The organism is Synechococcus sp. A15-44 (assembly GCF_014280115.1).
Classification (GTDB): Bacteria; Cyanobacteriota; Cyanobacteriia; order PCC-6307; family Cyanobiaceae; genus Parasynechococcus.
This window is the reverse complement of the sequence record NZ_CP047938.1, coordinates 1,320,172-1,336,843: the sequence shown is the minus strand read 5'-3', so window position 1 is coordinate 1,336,843 and position 16,672 is coordinate 1,320,172. Positions and strand designations below refer to the sequence as shown.

The 16,672-nt window shown below is 60.9% G+C and carries 18 protein-coding genes; 5 read left to right on the top strand and 13 right to left on the bottom strand.

Annotated features, from left to right (window positions below):
• Window positions 1–3: 3 nt before the first annotated feature.
• Window positions 4–1,455: a pyruvate kinase gene (gene pyk, locus SynA1544_RS07420; RefSeq protein WP_186512755.1), complete on the bottom strand. Its 1,452-nt coding sequence runs from the start codon at window positions 1,453–1,455 to the stop codon at window positions 4–6.
• A 56-nt stretch (window positions 1,456–1,511) separates the two neighbouring features.
• On the opposite strand from pyk, the gene SynA1544_RS07415 reads away from it, so the two are divergent.
• Both SynA1544_RS07415 and SynA1544_RS07410 read left to right on the top strand, forming a co-directional pair.
• The gene (locus SynA1544_RS07415) at window positions 1,512–1,841 is read left to right on the top strand and encodes a nucleoside triphosphate pyrophosphohydrolase family protein (RefSeq protein ID WP_006850816.1); all 330 of its coding nucleotides are present in this window, start codon (window positions 1,512–1,514) and stop codon (window positions 1,839–1,841) included.
• Window positions 1,842–1,848: 7 nt separating this feature from the next.
• The gene (locus SynA1544_RS07410) at window positions 1,849–2,322 is read left to right on the top strand and encodes a hypothetical protein (RefSeq protein WP_186515495.1); all 474 of its coding nucleotides are present in this window, start codon (window positions 1,849–1,851) and stop codon (window positions 2,320–2,322) included.
• A gap of 14 nt (window positions 2,323–2,336) precedes the next feature.
• On the opposite strand, the gene SynA1544_RS07405 is transcribed toward SynA1544_RS07410, so the two are convergent.
• The 3 genes from SynA1544_RS07405 to ilvA are packed head-to-tail and all read right to left on the bottom strand — an operon-like array spanning window position 2,337 to window position 4,724.
• Window positions 2,337–2,633: a YggT family protein gene (locus tag SynA1544_RS07405; RefSeq protein ID WP_114989255.1), complete on the bottom strand. Its 297-nt coding sequence runs from the start codon at window positions 2,631–2,633 to the stop codon at window positions 2,337–2,339.
• Between the two features lie 24 nt (window positions 2,634–2,657).
• A complete protein-coding gene (scpB, locus tag SynA1544_RS07400) occupies window positions 2,658–3,155 on the bottom strand; it encodes an SMC-Scp complex subunit ScpB (RefSeq protein ID WP_115009114.1) in 498 nt (165 codons plus the stop codon).
• A 39-nt stretch (window positions 3,156–3,194) separates the two neighbouring features.
• Window positions 3,195–4,724: a threonine ammonia-lyase, biosynthetic gene (ilvA, locus tag SynA1544_RS07395; protein ID WP_186512753.1), complete on the bottom strand. Its 1,530-nt coding sequence runs from the start codon at window positions 4,722–4,724 to the stop codon at window positions 3,195–3,197.
• A gap of 80 nt (window positions 4,725–4,804) precedes the next feature.
• Here ilvA and dxs point away from each other — a divergent pair, with 80 nt between their 5' ends.
• Complete coding sequence (dxs, locus tag SynA1544_RS07390; protein ID WP_186512751.1) at window positions 4,805–6,736, top strand: 1-deoxy-D-xylulose-5-phosphate synthase; 1,932 nt, start codon at window positions 4,805–4,807, stop codon at window positions 6,734–6,736.
• Between the two features lie 13 nt (window positions 6,737–6,749).
• Window positions 6,750–7,937 (top strand): NAD(P)/FAD-dependent oxidoreductase, encoded by a 1,188-nt coding sequence (locus SynA1544_RS07385; RefSeq protein WP_186512749.1) that lies wholly within the window; start codon window positions 6,750–6,752, stop codon window positions 7,935–7,937.
• A 50-nt stretch (window positions 7,938–7,987) separates the two neighbouring features.
• Here the strand turns inward: SynA1544_RS07385 and psaK are convergent, their stop codons facing one another.
• The 3 genes from psaK to SynA1544_RS07370 all read right to left on the bottom strand — a co-directional run bounded on the left by psaK (window position 7,988) and on the right by SynA1544_RS07370 (window position 8,891).
• Window positions 7,988–8,245 carry a photosystem I reaction center subunit PsaK gene (gene psaK, locus SynA1544_RS07380; protein WP_041434789.1) on the bottom strand — a complete coding sequence of 86 codons (258 nt, stop codon included), beginning with the start codon at window positions 8,243–8,245 and terminating at the stop codon, window positions 7,988–7,990.
• Between the two features lie 68 nt (window positions 8,246–8,313).
• Window positions 8,314–8,601: a DUF3593 domain-containing protein gene (locus SynA1544_RS07375; protein ID WP_115082329.1), complete on the bottom strand. Its 288-nt coding sequence runs from the start codon at window positions 8,599–8,601 to the stop codon at window positions 8,314–8,316.
• Complete coding sequence (locus SynA1544_RS07370; RefSeq protein WP_114989249.1) at window positions 8,598–8,891, bottom strand: DUF2499 domain-containing protein; 294 nt, start codon at window positions 8,889–8,891, stop codon at window positions 8,598–8,600. Before SynA1544_RS07370 ends, SynA1544_RS07375 begins: the two co-directional genes overlap by 4 nt.
• A gap of 54 nt (window positions 8,892–8,945) precedes the next feature.
• On the opposite strand from SynA1544_RS07370, the gene csaB reads away from it, so the two are divergent.
• The gene (gene csaB, locus SynA1544_RS07365) at window positions 8,946–10,007 is read left to right on the top strand and encodes a polysaccharide pyruvyl transferase CsaB (RefSeq protein ID WP_186512747.1); all 1,062 of its coding nucleotides are present in this window, start codon (window positions 8,946–8,948) and stop codon (window positions 10,005–10,007) included.
• Here the strand turns inward: csaB and SynA1544_RS07360 are convergent.
• The 6 genes from SynA1544_RS07360 to ggpS form a co-directional block, all read right to left on the bottom strand.
• Entirely contained in the window at window positions 9,998–11,035 is a 1,038-nt protein-coding gene (locus SynA1544_RS07360; protein WP_255477496.1) for a PstS family phosphate ABC transporter substrate-binding protein, read from the bottom strand. The two genes, csaB and SynA1544_RS07360, sit on opposite strands and share 10 nt — an antisense overlap.
• Window positions 11,036–11,179: 144 nt before the next feature.
• A complete protein-coding gene (locus SynA1544_RS07355) occupies window positions 11,180–12,151 on the bottom strand; it encodes an ABC transporter ATP-binding protein (protein WP_186512745.1) in 972 nt (323 codons plus the stop codon).
• A complete protein-coding gene (locus tag SynA1544_RS07350) occupies window positions 12,148–12,963 on the bottom strand; it encodes a carbohydrate ABC transporter permease (protein WP_186512743.1) in 816 nt (271 codons plus the stop codon). Before SynA1544_RS07350 ends, SynA1544_RS07355 begins: the two co-directional genes overlap by 4 nt.
• Before the next feature lie 41 nt (window positions 12,964–13,004).
• On the bottom strand, window positions 13,005–13,871 hold the full coding sequence (locus tag SynA1544_RS07345; protein WP_186512741.1) for a carbohydrate ABC transporter permease: 867 nt from the start codon (window positions 13,869–13,871) through the stop codon (window positions 13,005–13,007).
• Window positions 13,868–15,133: an ABC transporter substrate-binding protein gene (locus SynA1544_RS07340; RefSeq protein WP_186512740.1), complete on the bottom strand. Its 1,266-nt coding sequence runs from the start codon at window positions 15,131–15,133 to the stop codon at window positions 13,868–13,870. Before SynA1544_RS07340 ends, SynA1544_RS07345 begins: the two co-directional genes overlap by 4 nt.
• Complete coding sequence (gene ggpS / locus SynA1544_RS07335; protein WP_186512738.1) at window positions 15,130–16,620, bottom strand: glucosylglycerol-phosphate synthase; 1,491 nt, start codon at window positions 16,618–16,620, stop codon at window positions 15,130–15,132. Before ggpS ends, SynA1544_RS07340 begins: the two co-directional genes overlap by 4 nt.
• Between the last annotated feature and the right edge of the window lie 52 nt (window positions 16,621–16,672).

Genomic DNA, 16,672 nt, shown 5'->3' with positions numbered 1-16,672 from the left:
CGCTCAGATCAGTGTCGCCTGTGCTTCGTTGCCGACGATGCTCACCTTGACCAGATCGGTGGATCCGGAAACGCCGGTGTGGGTGCCTGCGGACTGCACCACGAGATCACCCTCCTTGAGCAGATCGAGCTCCTTGGCTTTGACCATCGCCGCTTGGAAGGTCTGCGTGGTGCGTTCGCTCTGGGGAATCACCAGCGGTGTCACGCCCCAAACCAGTTGCAGACGACAGGCAACCGTGCGATCAGGGGTGATGGCAAGGATCGGTGCCGCAGGCCGGAACTTGCTGACGTTGCGAGCTGTGGCCCCACTTCGGGTAAGGGGAAGAATCGCCGAGGCATTGAGCTGGCTGGCGATGGTGCTGACCGCACCGCTCAGGGCATTGGGGATGGTGCTGGGCAGGTGGCTGTCGATCGAGCGTTGGGGATAGTCCTTCTCGATCCGGCGAGCAATGGTGGCCATGGTTTGCACGGCTTCCACGGGGAAATCCCCCACCGCGGTCTCGTTGGAGAGCATCACGGCGTCGGTGCCATCCAGGATGGCGTTGGCTACGTCGCTGACTTCGGCTCGGGTGGGCCGGGGGCTGGAGGCCATGGAATCCAGCATCTGGGTGGCCGTGATGATCGGGATGCCCAGGCTGTTGGCCTTCCGGATCAGTTCCTTCTGCAGCAACGGCACTTCCTCGGCCGGCATCTCCACGCCAAGGTCACCGCGGGCCACCATCACGCCGTCACAGAGCGGCAGGATCGAATCGATCTGATCGATGGCCTCAAACTTTTCGATCTTGGCCACAACGGGGGTCTCGTGGCCCTGTTCGCGGATCAGTCCGCGAATCTCTTCCATGTCGGAGGGATTGCGCACGAAGCTGAGGGCCACCCAGTCCACCCCCTGGCTGAGTCCGAAGGCCAAGTCGGTCTTGTCCTTGTCCGTGAGAGCGCGAACGGACAATTGAACGTCGGGGAAGTTGACGCCCTTGTTGTTGGAGAGAACACCGCCCACGGTGACGGTGCAATGCAGGGTCTGCTGCGCTTTGTCGACGGTGTCGACCTTCATCTCAACGCGGCCGTCGTCGAGCAGGATCCGGCTACCTGCGGTGACTTCGTCCGCCAGCTTGTCGTAGGTGACCGTTGCGATCGTCTTGTCGCAGCTCACCGGCCGTGAGGTGAGGGTGAACGGATCGCCGTTGGCCAGGGTGATCGGACCCTCAGCAAAACGCCCGAGCCGGATCTTCGGGCCCTGAAGGTCCTGGAGAATGCCGATGGTCTGCCCCAATTCCTCAGACACCTGACGAATCGTGGCGATACGTGCGGCGTGTTCGCTGTGGTCCCCGTGGGAAAAGTTCAGTCTGAAGGTGGTGGCACCAGCCTTGACCAGCTCCTTGATCCGCTCCGGACTCTCCGTGGCAGGGCCGATGGTGGCCACGATCTTGGTCCGTCGGTTCAGGTCGAACTGGCCCATATCGCGGCTGAAAATCCTTGCGGAAACTACCATCCGGGCGTTTCCCAACCGGGCCCATGGAGATGAATTCCTATCAGGACGCCGCCCGAAAGACGGCTGCCTACCCGGATGTGGGCCGTAATCCCATCTATCCGACCCTTGGTTTGACCGGTGAAGCCGGCGAGGTGGCCGACAAAGTGAAAAAGGTGATTCGCGACCGAGGCGGTGTGTTTGATGCCGACACCCGCGAAGCGATCAAGTTGGAGCTGGGAGATGTGCTCTGGTACGTGGCTCAGCTGGCCAGCGAACTGGGTTATGACCTGAACGAGGTGGCTGACGCCAACCTGCAGAAACTGTCGAGCCGGGCTGCCCGTGGGCGCATCGGAGGCAGTGGTGACCAACGTTGATCTTCTGATGCTCCGTCGACTTGTTTCCGTGTTGTGCTGCCTGCCCTTGCTGCTGGGGCTGGCGCTCCCCTGTGACGCCGCTGAACTCCAGCTCAGTGAGGTTCGCCTGGATCCCTGTGGAGAGCTGGATGCCGGAAATCAACCTGAATTAAGCCGCCCGGTTGGTGCCAGCTGTTATGTGTTGACGGGAGACGTTGAGAACCGCAGCAAGAACAGCGTCATCGACACCGATGTGTACGCACGGATCCTGGATGCCAGTGGTGAACCTGTTCTTCCCAACAGAACCCGGGTGGGATCCATCGGGGATGTGAACCCTGGTCACTCCCCGTTCGCCCTGCGAATCTCAGTGCCGGCCGGAACCCCAGGGCCGTTTGTGATCAAAAATCCCCGTGCCCGTGGATTCAATGCTCCGGTCCGCAGCCGCGTTGATGTTGACGAGGATGACCTGCTGCCATTGGAACGAGGCATCAACCAGCAGTGATCACCCAGACGTGATCACCAGCTGGAGCCCGACATGTAGAAGGCGCTGATCGACTGCCCCACCAGGCTCTGCAACAGGTTCAGGGCCAGGAAGGCCAGGATGGCGGAGAGGTCAATGCCGCCCAGCGGTGGGATCAAACCCCTGAAGGCATTCAGGTAGGGGTCAGTGATCGCACTCACGCTGCTGAGCACTGGATTGCCCCAGTCCAGATTCGGGAACCAGCTCAGCAGAACCCGCACGATCAACACCAAGGAATAGATCTGCAGGGTCTGGGACAGCACCTGCAGCAAGGTGACGGGTAGAGATTCCATGACGGGAGCTGTTCTGCTCCGACTTTATGCAGCTTCCGTCAGATCGGTTGCCCCAAGATCAGGAAGCACGGAGAAGGTGCGGTGAAATTTTTCGGTGAGGGTGAGCCAGTAGGACCGCCCCTCGCTCTGACGACGCCGTTCGATGAAGTCCTGCGCCAGCAGTTCCTTGATGTGGTCGTAGGCACCCGAGCCCCGCAGGTCCACAAGATCCGATTGAAGAATGCGTTTCTTCAGGGCAATGGTGGCGAGGGTTCGCAGGGTTGCTGTGGAGAGGTTCACCGGAAGCAGATCTTTGACCAGATCGCCCATGCCCGGCCGCAGCTGCAGCCCGTAGCGACCGCTCTGTTCAACGACCTCCAGGGCACTGTCCCGCTGGGCGTAGGAGGCCGTCAGGGCGACGAGGGCTTCTTCAACGCTTCGGCGGTCGGCGTCGGCCAACTCGGCCAGTTCCCCGATGCTGACGGGCCGACCCTTGAGATAAAGAATCGCCTCGAGCCGGGTGGGCAGGGATGGAGACGTCATCACAACCCCTCGAGAGCACTCAAGTTACCGCCCTGAAACTCAGAGGAACAGGCCATAGGCCGGGTTGTTGGTTTCATCCCAGTGGCGATAGCCCAGGGCATTGAGAAATTCGGTCCAGCCCTGCATGTCCTGTTCCGGCACCAGCACGCCAACAACGATGCGCCCCACGTCAGCACCGTGGTTTCTGTAGTGGAAGATGCTGATGCTCCACCCGGGGTGGAGAGCATCCACGAAGCTCATCAAGGCACCCGGGCGTTCGGGAAATTCGAAGCGATACAGCAGTTCTTTGCATTCGCCGGCACAGGCCGTGCGGGCTGAAGCAGGCAGACGGCCGCCCACCATGTGGCGCAGGTGAACCTTGGCAAATTCGTTGTCGCTGAGATCGAGGCAGGGGAAGCCGCCACGCTCGAGCTGGCCCAGCAGGGAGGCACGGTCGTTGTCATCGCTCACCTGCACACCGATGAAGATCTGCGCCGAGGCCCCATCGGTCATGCGGTAACTGAATTCCGTGAGGCTGCGCTCCCGCAGTAGTTCGCAAAGCCGCCTCAGGCTGCCGGGTGATTCGGGAATCTCCACGGCCAGCATTGCTTCGCGCTCTTCCCCGAGCTCAGCCCGTTCGGCGATGAAGCGCAGCCGGTCGAAATTCATGTTGGCCCCGCAGGCCACCGCCACCAGATTGCGCCCCGCCAGCTGGCGCTCGGCCACGTCTTGTTTGAGCCCGGCAACCGCTAGGGCACCGGCGGGCTCCAGGATTGAACGGGTGTCTTCAAAGACGTCCTTGATCGCGGCACAGATGGCATCGGTGTCGACCCGCACCATCCGATCGACGAACTGCTGGGCGAGCGCAAAGGTGTGCTCCCCAACCTTTCTCACGGCGACGCCATCGGCAAACAGCCCCACCTGTTCCAGTTCCACCCGCTGCCCTCGCTCGAGGGAGCGGCTCAGGGCATCGGCATCCACCGGTTCCACACCGATCACCTCCGTTTCCGGCCAGAGCCGTTTCACGTAGGCGGCGATGCCCGCGATCAGGCCACCACCACCCACGGCCACATAGATCGCGTTGGGTGGCTGCTCGGCCTGGCGCATGATCTCCATGCCGATTGTTCCCTGGCCTGCGATCACTTCCGGATCGTCGAAGGGGTGAATGAAGGTGAGCCCCTCGGCCTTGCAGCGTCGCTGTGCCTCTGCGGAGCACTCGTCGTAGGTCTCGCCATGGAGAACCACGTCACCACCCAGGGCCCGCACGGCCCGCACTTTCACCTCGGGTGTGGTGCTTGGCATCACGATCACGGCCCGACAGCCAAGCCGCTGGGCACTCAGGGCGACGCCCTGGGCATGGTTCCCGGCACTGGAGGCAATCACACCGCGCTCAAGCTCGTCTTTGCTGAGCTGCGCCATGCGGTTGTAGGCGCCGCGCAGCTTGAACGAGAACACCGGCTGGAGATCCTCCCGCTTCAGCCAGACCGTGTTGTTCAGCCGGCTGCTCAGATTGGGTGCAGGATCCAAAGGGGTTTCCCGCGCCACGTCGTAGACGCGGGCACGCAGGATCCGCTGCAGGTAGTCGGTCATCGCACCATTCTTCCAAGGGTTCGATCCAGACAGGATCCGGGTTGGTTCCCGTAGATTGAACGTATTGGAGTTGGCAGTGCATGCATCTCGGAGATCTGAAGCATCCGAATGAGCTGCACGGACTCAGCCCGGCCCAGCTTGAGGACGTGGCTCGGCAGATTCGTGAGCGGCATCTGCAGGTGGTGTCCACCAGCGGTGGCCACCTGGGGCCTGGCCTGGGGGTTGTGGAGCTGACCCTGGCGCTGTACCAGACGCTGGATCTCGACCATGACCGTGTGATCTGGGATGTGGGCCATCAGGCCTACCCCCACAAATTGATCACCGGCCGGTTCAATGATTTCGACTCCCTGCGCCAGCAGCACGGGGTGGCGGGTTACCTCAAGCGCACAGAGAGCGATTTCGACCACTTCGGAGCGGGTCATGCCAGCACCTCCATCTCAGCGGCGCTGGGCATGGCCATGGCGCGGGACAACCGGGGCGAGTCGTTCAAATGCGTTGCCGTCATCGGTGATGGAGCCCTGACAGGCGGCATGGCTCTGGAGGCCATCAACCACGCAGGACACCTTCCCAACACACCTCTCCTGGTGGTGCTGAACGACAACGACATGTCGATCTCTCCGCCGGTTGGTGCGCTCTCGAACGTGCTGAACCGTGCGCGGCTCAGTCCACCGATGCAGTTCCTCTCAGGGAGTGTTGAAGAGAGCGTTCGTCACCTTCCCTTCATGGGTGGAGAACTCCCTGCCGAGCTCAACCGTCTGAAGGGGAGCATGCGCCGCCTCGCGGTTCCCAAGGTGGGTGCCGTGTTCGAGGAGCTGGGCTTCACCTACATGGGTCCGATCGACGGCCACGACATCGGTGAAATGGTGCGCACCTTCCAGGCGGCTCACCGTGAGGGTGGCCCTGTGCTGGTGCATGTGGTCACCAAGAAGGGCAAGGGCTATCCCTACGCCGAGGCCGATCAGGTGGGTTACCACGCCCAATCCGCTTTTGATCTCGGCACCGGCAAGGCGATTCCTTCGTCAAAACCCAAGCCCCCCAGCTACAGCAAGGTGTTCGGGCAGACCCTCGTCAAGCTCTGTGAGCAGAACAGTCGGGTGATCGGCATCACCGCAGCCATGGCCACCGGCACCGGACTCGACCTGCTTCAGAAGGCCGTTCCGGAGCAGTACGTCGATGTCGGGATTGCTGAGCAGCACGCCGTCACCCTGGCAGCTGGCATGGCCTGTGAAGGTCTGCGCCCCGTGGTGGCCATCTACAGCACCTTCCTGCAGCGCGCCTACGACCAGTTGATTCACGACGTGGGGATTCAGAAGCTTCCCGTCACCTTCGTGCTCGACCGTGCCGGCATCGTGGGTGCCGACGGACCGACCCACCAAGGTCAGTACGACATCAGCTACATGCGGGCGATTCCCAACTTCACGGTGATGGCACCGAAGGATGAAGCTGAGCTGCAGCGCATGCTGGTGACCTGCCTTCAGCACGATGGGCCGACAGCCCTGCGCATTCCCCGGGGCTCCGGTGAAGGTGTGCCGCTGATGGAAGAGGGTTGGGAATCGCTGCCGATCGGCCGCGGTGAACTGCTGCGGGAAGGTGACGACCTGATGATCGTGGCCTACGGCTCGATGGTGGCTCCTGCCCTTGCCACAGCAACGCTTCTGGAGGAAGCCGGTCTCTCCTCCACTGTGATCAACGCCCGCTTCCTGAGGCCCCTGGATCAGGCGCTGATCCATCCCCTGGCACGTCGCATCCCCCGTGTGGTCACCATGGAAGAGGGAGCCCTGCCCGGTGGTTTTGGTGCAGCGGTTCTGGAGTCATTGATCGATCAGGACATCAACGTGTCGATGTTGCGCATCGGCATCCCCGACCAGTTGGTTGATCACGCCACGCCGCAGCAGAGCAAGGAAGCTCTTGGCCTCACTCCTGCGCAGATGGCTGAACGCATCCTTGAGCGCTTCAGCAACACCTCTGGTGATCTGCCAGCCACCGCTTCGATCAAGGCCCTGCAGGCCTGAAGCTGAGGGCTCGGTGTCCGTTCTGATCGTTGGCGCGGGACCATCCGGTGCCCGTCTGGCGATTCAACTGGCGCGGGCGGGCGCTGAGGTGACCCTGGTGGATCGCTTGGCTGATCCCCATCGCCATGCCTATTCCAGTGGCGCCTTGCCTCTGGAGGCTGTTCGTCGCTTGGGTCTGCCGGATGACGCCATTGCCGCCACCTGGCAGGGCTGGCAGCTGCACGATCCCTCGGGTCTGGTTCATCAGTGGTGGTCGTCCGGCGATCTGGGGGTGGTGCTCGACTTCGGCCGGCTTCGGTCCTGGCTCTGGGAGGAGGCGCGCCGCCATGGGGTGGAGTTGATCCAGGGCTGCCGGGCTGCGCTGAGCACGCTCACGGCCGATCAAGCCAGCGTGTGGTTGCAAACTCGTGATGGGCGTTCGTCATTGCGCTCAGCGCGCTGGCTGATTGATGCCACCGGTGCACGCCGAGATCTGCTGCAGCAGGCCGGCCTCAGTCCCAATCCCGAGGATCCTCTGCTGCGGGGCATCGGCGTTGAGTGGTTGCTGCAGGGCGATGACCGTCAGGCGGCTGCCTGGCGGGATCGGATCAGTTTCTTTCTGGGCACCGACTGGATCCCCCATGGATACGGCTGGATCTTTCCCATGCAGGGGCAACGGCTGAAGGTGGGGGTCTGTCACCTTCCACCGGCGGATCGTCCGGGTCCCGGCAGCCTGGCTGGGCCCCTTCAGCGCTTAATTCAACGCTGTGGCTTGAGCGCCTGCCCGGTGCTGGATCGCCATGGGGGGCCAGTGTCCAGCAGCATCGCCCGCTCCGAACCTTTGGGGGCCGGTGCCCTGCTGGCGGTGGGGGATGCGGCCAGTTCCGCCAATCTGCTTGGGGGAGAAGGGATCCGCCATGCGATGGACAGCGCCGATCAACTGGCCGAACTGCTGATCGCTGAAGGGATGTCTGGGGACTCCACGGCTATTGCCCTTCGCTACCAAGAGCAAATCAAGGCCCAACGGAGTTGGCGTTGGTTGGTGTCGGGCCGGCTGGCGCGGCGCACCTGGTGGGGCCTCGACAATCCAAGGGCGGACCGACGTCTGGAACGACTGATCCATGGGCTGTCTGCGACCGCAGAAGCCCCCGCTCTTTCAGAGCTGTTGTTCAACTACAACTTCGAGCGTTACGGCCTGCGTCTGCTGCCGTATCTGCTCTGAGCCAAGGGTGTTTCAGGGAGGAGACTGGCTCCTCCCTCAAGAGATGTGCTTCAGAGCACGCCGCGGGCGGCCAGACCCTGGATGGCGCCGATGCCGATGATGTGGCCGAGGCTGGTGGTGCCGAGCAGGGCTGCGTGACCCATGCCGCCGAAGAAGGAAGCGTTGGGGAGTGCGGCGCCAACGTTGGGGTGCTTGATCGTGGCCTTGCCGACCATGATGGCAACCACATTGCAGAGGATCATCACCAGGGCGACCTTGGGAGACCAGGACACGGAGGCGGGAGCGATCGCGAAAAGGTGGGTCAGCATTCGAGCCAATGAGCGACACCTCATCTTCCGGCGCTAGCGACGCCTTGCCTGCCTCTCTTAAGAGTTGTTCACCCTTTTTTGGGGGTTGGGTACAACAAACCGATCACCAAAACCGTGTTGCTGAGGGTGAGAAAGGCTTCTGCCCCACCGTGCAACCAGTCAATCTCCACCAATTCCGCTGAGCAGCAGCGCAGGGCGGCAATGGCAGCACCAATCGTGACGGCCACAAACAGCAAGGTGAGCTGAAAGCCCCGCTCCGCCATCAACGGAAGCGCCTCACTTTTCCGCAGCCAGTGCAGAAACAGGAGATAGGGGATCAGCGAGGCGGCGAACAGCGGTGCGGGATCGAAGTTCATGGAGCACTGGCTCCGTCCACCTGCCGGCGACGTTGGAGCTGCCAGGCCGCCATGGCAAGGGTGCAGTTGCCGATCACGGTGAACAGGGCCTGAAGGGTGACAAGACCTCGCAGCGCTTCGCTGTTGTCAAACAGATGCCAGGTGCAGGCAGCCATGGCACTGACCAGGGCCGGAAGCATGGCCCAGGCCAGGCCCTGCAGCCCACGCCGATGCATCAACACGATCGCCACGCACCACTCCACCACGGAGGCGACATGGATCCACCAGGTTCCGAGCGACAACGCGTGCATGCCCTGAATCCTAGGAATCGGTTGATAATGCCCGGAGTGAACAGGCTGCTGCCCGTGGTCCGCCCCGCTGCGCCTGTATTGCTGCTTTGCGGCTACTACGGAGAGCACAACCTCGGCGACGATGCCCTGCTTCAGGTGCTGGTGTCGTCTCTTCCCCAGCCGCAGCAGCTGTTGATCACAGCCCGTGATCCAGCCCCCGTTCTGGCCTTGGCTCCATCGGCGCAGACGGTGAACCGCCGTTCCCTGCGGTGCTGTCTTCGTGCGGCCCTGAGGGCTGATGTTCTGGTGCTTGGTGGCGGGAGCCTGCTGCAGGACAGCACCAGTTTCAGCAGCCTCGTTTATTACCTGCTGCTGATGACGGTTGCCCGCCTCGGTGGCGCCGAGGTGGTTCTCTGGGGGCAGGGCCTTGGACCCTTGCGGCGTCGGATCAGTCGCCTGTTGGTTCGCATGGTGTTGCCCTTCTGCAAAGCAGCAAGTTGGAGAGATCAACGCTCCTTTGATTGGGCCCAGCGTTGGGCCCCCAAGCTGCCGATGGTGCTGGCCGCCGATCCGGTCTGGCAGATGCCGGCCCGCCCTTGGCTTGGTGGCGACGCCATCGTGCTCAGCTGGCGTCCCACACCTTTGCTCAATGACCAGGAATGGGAGGTGCTGCTCAAGGCCCTGGATCTGCTTAGTGCGGAGCTGAAAGCACCGGTGATCTGGCTCGCCTTTCACGAGCACCAGGATGGTCCACTGCTCGACCAGCTCTGGAATCGTGGCTTGATGCCTACCAGGCTCCGTGAGCGGAGCACGACGCAGGCTGCTAAGTCATTGGACGCTGTATTCACCACCGTTGATCAGGCCCGACTGGTGCTGCCGATGCGGTTGCATGCTCTGATCCTTGCTCGTCTGGGCGGCTCCCCGATGGTGGCCCTGAGTTATGACCCGAAGGTTGAGGCTGCTGCAGTGGAGGCAGATGTTCCGTTTGTGCGGCTGTCGGAGCTTCCAGGTGTTGATGAACTCCTTGGCCTGTGGCGTTCAGCCCTGGATCAGCCAGCTGATGTGCAAAGCGTTGAAAGGTTGCGATGCCTTGCTTCAGGCCATGCTTCGGTGCTGGAAGCGACAGTTCAACGGTGACGAGGCTTTTTGTGTTGATCAAAGCTTCTGTCGATTGCCTGGCCAATGGTGAGGCCAACCGGTAAATCTCCCCCGAAACTGGTGCCCAAGACATGCCGATAGAGCTTTGAATCCACCAGCCGGTAGGTGGATTCGGGGAGTGGAATGTAGTTGGTTCGTTTCACCAGAGACCCCATGTTCCGCAGGTAATGACTCACGAATCGCCGGAATGTTTTGTTGGCTCTTAACTGCTGATCATTGACATAGAGAAATAAAGGTCGAGACAATGGTCGGTACTTCTCGTTCTGCACATTTTGTATCCCAGGCGCAACAGGATTTCCCTTGGGATTAACAATTTTTACTGCCCGCAATTTATTGGCATTATTTTTGTAATAAGAAAAACCAAAATAAGCTAAAGCCTGTTTGTTCTCTGACACGCATTTGACGAGTTTATTGTCATCTTCGCTGGCCAGATAATCCGTCCTTGAATTCTTTTTTGAGCCGTTTATTGTCTTGTTGAAGACATCAAACGTTCCCGACTCCTTCCCTGGTCCGCACAGTTTGATTTTTGAATCTGGGTAGTCGAGATTGATCTGATTCCAGCGGTTGATGCGTCCCTGAGCCTTCTTGTTCCACAGGCGCTGCAGTTCCTTGACGGTCATGGAACCGCTCCAGGTGTTGGCGGGATTGACCGCAACGGTGATTGCATCAAAAGCGACCGGTAGTTCGATGAATCGAATGCCGTTCTTCTTGCAGCGTTTCAGTTCCTTCGATGAAATCGGACGCGAAGCATTGGCGAGGGGAATGTTTCCGCTGCAGAATTCCCGGAAACCTGCGCTGGACCCCGTTTCTCGAAGCTCAAAGCTGGTTCTCTCATTGCCGCTGGATTGAAAATCCTCGATAGCGGCCTTTGTGATCGGGTAAACAGTGCTGGATCCGCTGATCTGAATCGTTTCGTTGGCGGCTTGTCCCGCAGAAACTCCCAGAACAAGGCTGAGTCCGATGGCGAGACGGACTGCTTGCTTTGAACCCATCACGTTGTGTGGCATCAACCTCATCATGAAGAGATCGCCGAGCGGAAGGGTTAATGCCTGGTTATGCGGTAGGTGCTGATCAGCGGTTAACCAACTCCATCACTCGATGAGGTCCAATCAAAACCTTTAAGACCGTTGCTCCAGAAACCGATGCTGCGTTCAGAGGATGCGTCTCCCGGTTTCGGCGTTGAAGCGATGTTCAGCGGATGGTTGCCAGCTGATGCAGGGTTGCGCATCCACCACATGATCGCCTGCGCAAACCACTCGCAATGGCCCTCGGCAGCTGTTGAGAGACAGCATCTGGCTTGATCCAAACCATTCGCGCGTCAGAACCTCCGTCTTTAAACCGTTCGGATCAAATTGAATATCGTCCGGTCGGATGCCGGTGATCACTCCATCGCTGGCTGGCAGCAGATTCATCTGCGGGCGGCCGATGAACTGAGCGACGTAGGTGTTGGCCGGTTGCAGGTACAGCTCGCGGGGTGTTCCGATCTGTTCAATCCTTCCCTCGCGCATCACAGCGATGCGATCCGCCAGCGCCATCGCCTCCTGCTGGTCATGGGTGACGTAAACCACAGGCTGCTCACCGCCGATCATCAGGCGGCGCAATTGAGGCCGCAGGTCCTCACGCAACTGGGCATCCAGATTGCTCATCGGCTCATCGAGCAGATAAACGAGGGGGTCCCGCAACAGCGCTCGGGCCAGGGCGACGCGCTGGCGCTGGCCGCCGGACAGTTGTGACGGCCGTTGCCGGGCTTGCCCGCTGAGCTGCAACACCTCCAGAACTCCGCGGATCCGTTCATCGCGGTTGGCGGCGCTGCCGCCCCGCATGCGCAGCCCCAGTTCGAGGTTGTCCCACACATTCAGATGCGGGAACAGGGCATAGCTTTGAAACACCATCCCCACCCGGCGACGCTCAGCGGGCACGTCGACCATCTCCGCACCATTGATGCGAATCGACCCTTGATCGGGGTGATCGAGCCCGGCGATCAGACGCAGGGCCGTGCTTTTCCCACAGCCGCTGGCCCCAAGCAGAGCGACGCATTCGCCGTTGGCCACATCGAGGTCGAGCTGGTGGAGAACCTGTCGCTCGCCGAAGCGCTTGTTGATGGCTCGAAGTTGCAGTGTCATCCCTTGATGGCTCCGTTGGTGAGTCCACTGACGATCTGGCGCTGAAACACCAGCACCAGCACCAGAAGAGGAATGGCACCGAGCACGGTGGCTGCCGCGTAGGTGCCGTAGGGGACGGAATAGGTGGATGATCCCGCAATTCGGGCCATCGCCACCGGCAATGTGAGCAGATCGCTGCGGCTCAGCCAGGTGAGCGCCACGGGATATTCGTTCCAGGCGAACAGGAACACCAGGATTGCCGTGCTGGCGGAGGCCGGTGCAATCAAGGGGAGCAGCACCCAGCGCAGCCGCTGCCACAAGGACAGTCCCTCAAGCTTTGCTGCGTCTTCGAGGTCGTTGGGCAGGGCTTCAAAGGCCGCGGTGAGCAGCAGCAGGGCCAGAGGCATCGACAAAGCGCTGTAGGGAATGGCGATGGCGATCAGGTTGTTGCCGAGGGAAAAGGTGCGGGCCAGTTCGAGCAGTGCCAGAAACAGCAGCACATAAGGGAAAAGAGCGGCGCCCACCACGGCAGTGCGGAGGATTCCTTTCAACCGCTGAGGCAGCTTTGCCAGTCCGTAGGCGGCGGGGATGGCCAGCATCAAGGTGAGCAGTGTGGTGAGGGAAGCCACCAAGCTGCTGTTGAGCAGGTAACGCCAGAAGGGTGGATCGGTGCTGAGCAGATCCCGGTAGTTGTTGAGCGTCCAACGGCTCCAGAAGCTCAATTGGTCATTGACCAGAGCATCGGCGGTGGTGAAGGAACTCAGCAGCTGCCACAGCATCGGAGCGAGGGACCAGACCAGCAGCAGAGCAATCCAGAGCGAACGTCGTGTCATCAATCCAGGTGTTATCCGTCCTCGTGTCATCGATTCATGGGTCATCGGTCGAGGGGTCTCAACAGACCGAAGCTCCTCAGCAGCAACGTGCCCGCAAGAATCAGCGCGGTGAGCAGCAGGAATCCCGCGAGCATCACCGTGGCGCTGTAGCCGAAATCGAGGAAGCGCATGCCGTTGAGGTAGGCATAGAGGGCGATGCTTTCGGTGCTGCCGGCGGGACCACCACCAGTCAGCACCTGCACCAGATCAAACACCCCGAAGGCCTGGGCCAGGCGGAACAGGAGGCTCAGCAGGATGTACGGGAGCAGCAGCGGCAGGGTGACCCTGCGAAGCGCCTGAAGGGGCGTTCCCCCTTCCAGGCGAAAGGCGCTGTAGAGGTCGTCGGGAATGCTCTGGAGTCCCGCCAGAAGAATCAGCGTGATGAAGGGCGTTGTTTTCCAGACATCTGCAAACACGGTCACCAGCCAGGTGATCGATGGGGTGGACAGCAGATCCAGGGAGTTGAGGCCAAGGCTTCGTGCCAGCACCTCGATCGGGCCGTAGGGGGTGTTGAAGATCCAGCGCCAGCCCAGGGCCATCATTGTTGTGGGCAGTGCCCAGGGCAGCAGGGTCAGGGCGCGAACAGCTCCCCTGCCGCGCCAGCGTTGATGCAGCAGCAGCGCAATGGCCAGGGCCAACAGCAACTCCAAACCCACTGAGATCAGGGCGAATCGCGCGGTTTGTCCGGCATCCAGCCAGAAGCGCTGATCAGCCGCCAGTCGCCACCAATTGGCACCGCCGTTGGCCACCGGTTCAAGGCCGGTGAGAACGGAATCAGCGTGGAAGCTCAGCCAGGCGTAGCGAAGCATCGGCCAGCCGAACACCACCGCGATCAACAGCAGCGCAGGTGCAGCCAGGAGCATCGTCATGGCGTGGCTCCCGCAGCGCGCAGCAGAGTCTGGCTCCGCTGCTGACTGGTGGCCATGGCCTCATCGGCGGACCCGGCCGCGGTGAACAAGCCGTTGAGTTCCCGCTGCACCACATCGCTCAGTTGGGCATACAGCGGGGTAGGCGGACGACCCACTGCATGGTTCAAGGCCACCAGCAGATCCGGCAGCACGGGAGAGGCCTTCAGCATCTCGGGGTCGTTAAACAGATCCGCCTGAATGGGGGTGTAGCCGTTGTTGAGAAACCGCTGCCGCTGGGCGTCTTCGCTGGTGAGGTAGCGAATCGCTTCCACCGCTGCTTCCTTGTGCGGCGATTGGTGCATCAGACTCAGCCCCCAGCTGCCGAGGGTGGCTCCGGGACGTTCACCCGGTTGCGCCACCATCAGGCTGATGCCGACGTTGCCCTTCACCGCGCTGTCGTCTTTCTGGAGTTCAGCCCAGGCGTAGGGCCAGTTGCGCATCAGAGCGGCATCACCGGCCTTGAAGGCCTGAAGCGACTCCGCCTCGGCGTAATTGGTCACGGCGTAGGGGCTGACGCCTTCGCTGATCAGACCGTTCAACCAGGCTGCTGCCGCCGTTGCCTCAGGCGTATCGAGCTCCATGGCGTTGGTTGAGGTGTCCATCCAGTCACCGCCGAAGCCCTGCAGCACTTCAAGGAAGTCGCAGCTCAATCCTTCGTACTGACGCCCCTGCCAGACAAAACCGTTGGCAACGGCCTGGCTTTCAACGAGGCGTCCGGCAACCTCCACCAGCGCATCGGGCGTTGCTGGTGGCTGTTCCATCAGATCCGTGCGCCAGTAGAGCAGTCCCACATCGGCCACCAGCGGCCAGCGGTAGAGATGGCCGTCGTAGTCATTGCCGAGCCGTGCACCTTGCACCAGCTGCTCCTGGTCGCCCTGACCAAACCAGGGATCCAGGGCTTCCAGCCAGCCGGCGGCGGCATATTTCGGCAACCAGGTGACATCCATCAACAGCGCGTCGAACGGCGCATCACCGAGCAGAAGACTGCTGATCGCCAGGTCTGAAATCGATTCCGTGTTCAACGGACCGCGAATCAAGCTGAGATGAATCCGGCCGCGGTGCTCGCGGTTGAAGGTTTTCACCAGATCGGCACTGGCATCGGTGAAGGAGGAGGGCATGAGGATGCTCACTTCCTCCGCGCGCGAGGAGGCTGATCCAACCAGAACACCAAGGGCCATTAACAGCGCCAAGGCACCGCCTGCGAGCCAGCGGCGCAGTTTCATTGCGGGGTGGAGGGCGACAGGCCAGACATCTGCTCCTCGGCCCAGTCGCTCACCGTGTAGCTCTCCACGGCATCGGTCATGCGGCTCATGCGATCGCGCTGCTCGTCTTCATCCATTTCCAGTGCCGATTCGATGGCCTCATCCATGCGGCGGTTGGAATAGGGATTGGTGAGCACGGCACCATCAAGCACAACCGAGGCTCCGGTGAATTCCGAGAGCACAAGAACGCCGCCACGGTTGCGTCGAGCAGCGGCGTACTCCTTGGCCACCAGATTCAGGCCATCCCGCAGCGGAGTGATCCAGCAGACATCGGCATGGCAGAACCAGGCGATCATTTCGTCGTAGGGGATCCGGCGGGTGGAAAAGCGGATGGGCACCCAATCGATCTGGCTGAAGCGGCCGTTGATGCGTCCGGCCATCTCCTCGATTGAGCGTTGGGTGTCTTCGTAGATCTTCATTCCACTGGCAGCGGCCACACAGGCCAGCATCAGCACCACCTGGCCGTGCAGATCCTTGCGTCGTTCCAACAGCCGTTCAAACGCCAGCAGCAACTCTTCGTTGCCCTTGGTGTAATCCACCCGACTGGCAGAGAGGATCAGTTTTCGGCCTTTTTTGGTGTCTTGAACGATCAATTCGCCATGACTTTCAACCGACGGGCTCCAGCACAATTCCTGAATCAGATCCGGTGAGGTGCCCACCGGAGAGCTGAGCAGCTGAATGGTGCGACCGTTGTGCTCGAGGTGACTGGTGACCGTGCCTTCCGAAAGGGCGGTTCCCACCTCAATGAATTTCTTGTCCACCGGCACTTTGGGCCCTCGTTTGGCGCCCACCAGGGTTGTGGCGGCGCGGGCAAAGTTTTCGGTGTAGCGGGGAATATGGAAGCCGACGACATCACAACAGAGCAAACTTTCCAGGATCTGCTCACGCCAGGGAAGGATGGCGAAAACATCATTCCCCGGGAAAGGAGTGTGATGGAAAAAGGCGATCTTCAGGTCTGGACGTTCGGCTCGGATGTATCCGGGAGCCAGCCAGAGGTTGTAGTCATGCACCCACACCGTTGCACCTTCGGCGGCTTCGGCGCATGCCGCCATGGCGAAACGTTTGTTGACCTCTTCAAAGATCTTCCAGTTCGCGTTGTTGACATTGAAATACGTTGGAAACGTATGAAGAATTGGCCAGAAGCATTCTTTGGATGTGATGTGATAAAAACTGGAGATCTGTTCATCTTCCAGGGGGATTCGGCAGAGAGTGAACGGTGAAGGGTGTTCCATCTCAAACCTTTCAGTACCCTCATTCGACTGGTCGTCGACCCGTCTCCAGGCAATCCACGTGCCTTTTTCGCAGCTACGGAAGAGGTTGCGAAGGGTTGGAATAATTCCGTTAGGGCTTTTCTGATCGACCCATATTCTTTTCCCGTTCTTGTCTTTTGATTCGTCGAACGGCGTGCGGTGATAGAGGATTACAAATGAACTCTGACCCGCACCCATTTATTCGATCAACGCTTCGTTCGTTCCACCATTCAGCAAAAGCCCTCTTTTG

Coding starts and splice junctions, on each gene's coding strand:
- SynA1544_RS07355 (WP_186512745.1), bottom strand. CDS start 12,151: ATGACACTGCAACTTCGAGCCATCAACAAGCGCTTCGGCGAGCGACAG.
- SynA1544_RS07410 (WP_186515495.1), top strand. CDS start 1,849: ATGCTCCGTCGACTTGTTTCCGTGTTGTGCTGCCTGCCCTTGCTGCTG.
- SynA1544_RS07405 (WP_114989255.1), bottom strand. CDS start 2,633: ATGGAATCTCTACCCGTCACCTTGCTGCAGGTGCTGTCCCAGACCCTG.
- SynA1544_RS07415 (WP_006850816.1), top strand. CDS start 1,512: ATGGAGATGAATTCCTATCAGGACGCCGCCCGAAAGACGGCTGCCTAC.
- ggpS (WP_186512738.1), bottom strand. CDS start 16,620: ATGGGTGCGGGTCAGAGTTCATTTGTAATCCTCTATCACCGCACGCCG.
- SynA1544_RS07345 (WP_186512741.1), bottom strand. CDS start 13,871: ATGACGATGCTCCTGGCTGCACCTGCGCTGCTGTTGATCGCGGTGGTG.
- scpB (WP_115009114.1), bottom strand. CDS start 3,155: ATGACGTCTCCATCCCTGCCCACCCGGCTCGAGGCGATTCTTTATCTC.
- SynA1544_RS07360 (WP_255477496.1), bottom strand. CDS start 11,035: ATGCCACACAACGTGATGGGTTCAAAGCAAGCAGTCCGTCTCGCCATC.
- dxs (WP_186512751.1), top strand. CDS start 4,805: ATGCATCTCGGAGATCTGAAGCATCCGAATGAGCTGCACGGACTCAGC.
- SynA1544_RS07350 (WP_186512743.1), bottom strand. CDS start 12,963: ATGACACGACGTTCGCTCTGGATTGCTCTGCTGCTGGTCTGGTCCCTC.
- SynA1544_RS07370 (WP_114989249.1), bottom strand. CDS start 8,891: ATGCACGCGTTGTCGCTCGGAACCTGGTGGATCCATGTCGCCTCCGTG.
- SynA1544_RS07340 (WP_186512740.1), bottom strand. CDS start 15,133: ATGAAACTGCGCCGCTGGCTCGCAGGCGGTGCCTTGGCGCTGTTAATG.
- SynA1544_RS07375 (WP_115082329.1), bottom strand. CDS start 8,601: ATGAACTTCGATCCCGCACCGCTGTTCGCCGCCTCGCTGATCCCCTAT.
- psaK (WP_041434789.1), bottom strand. CDS start 8,245: ATGCTGACCCACCTTTTCGCGATCGCTCCCGCCTCCGTGTCCTGGTCT.
- ilvA (WP_186512753.1), bottom strand. CDS start 4,724: ATGACCGACTACCTGCAGCGGATCCTGCGTGCCCGCGTCTACGACGTG.
- pyk (WP_186512755.1), bottom strand. CDS start 1,455: ATGGGCCAGTTCGACCTGAACCGACGGACCAAGATCGTGGCCACCATC.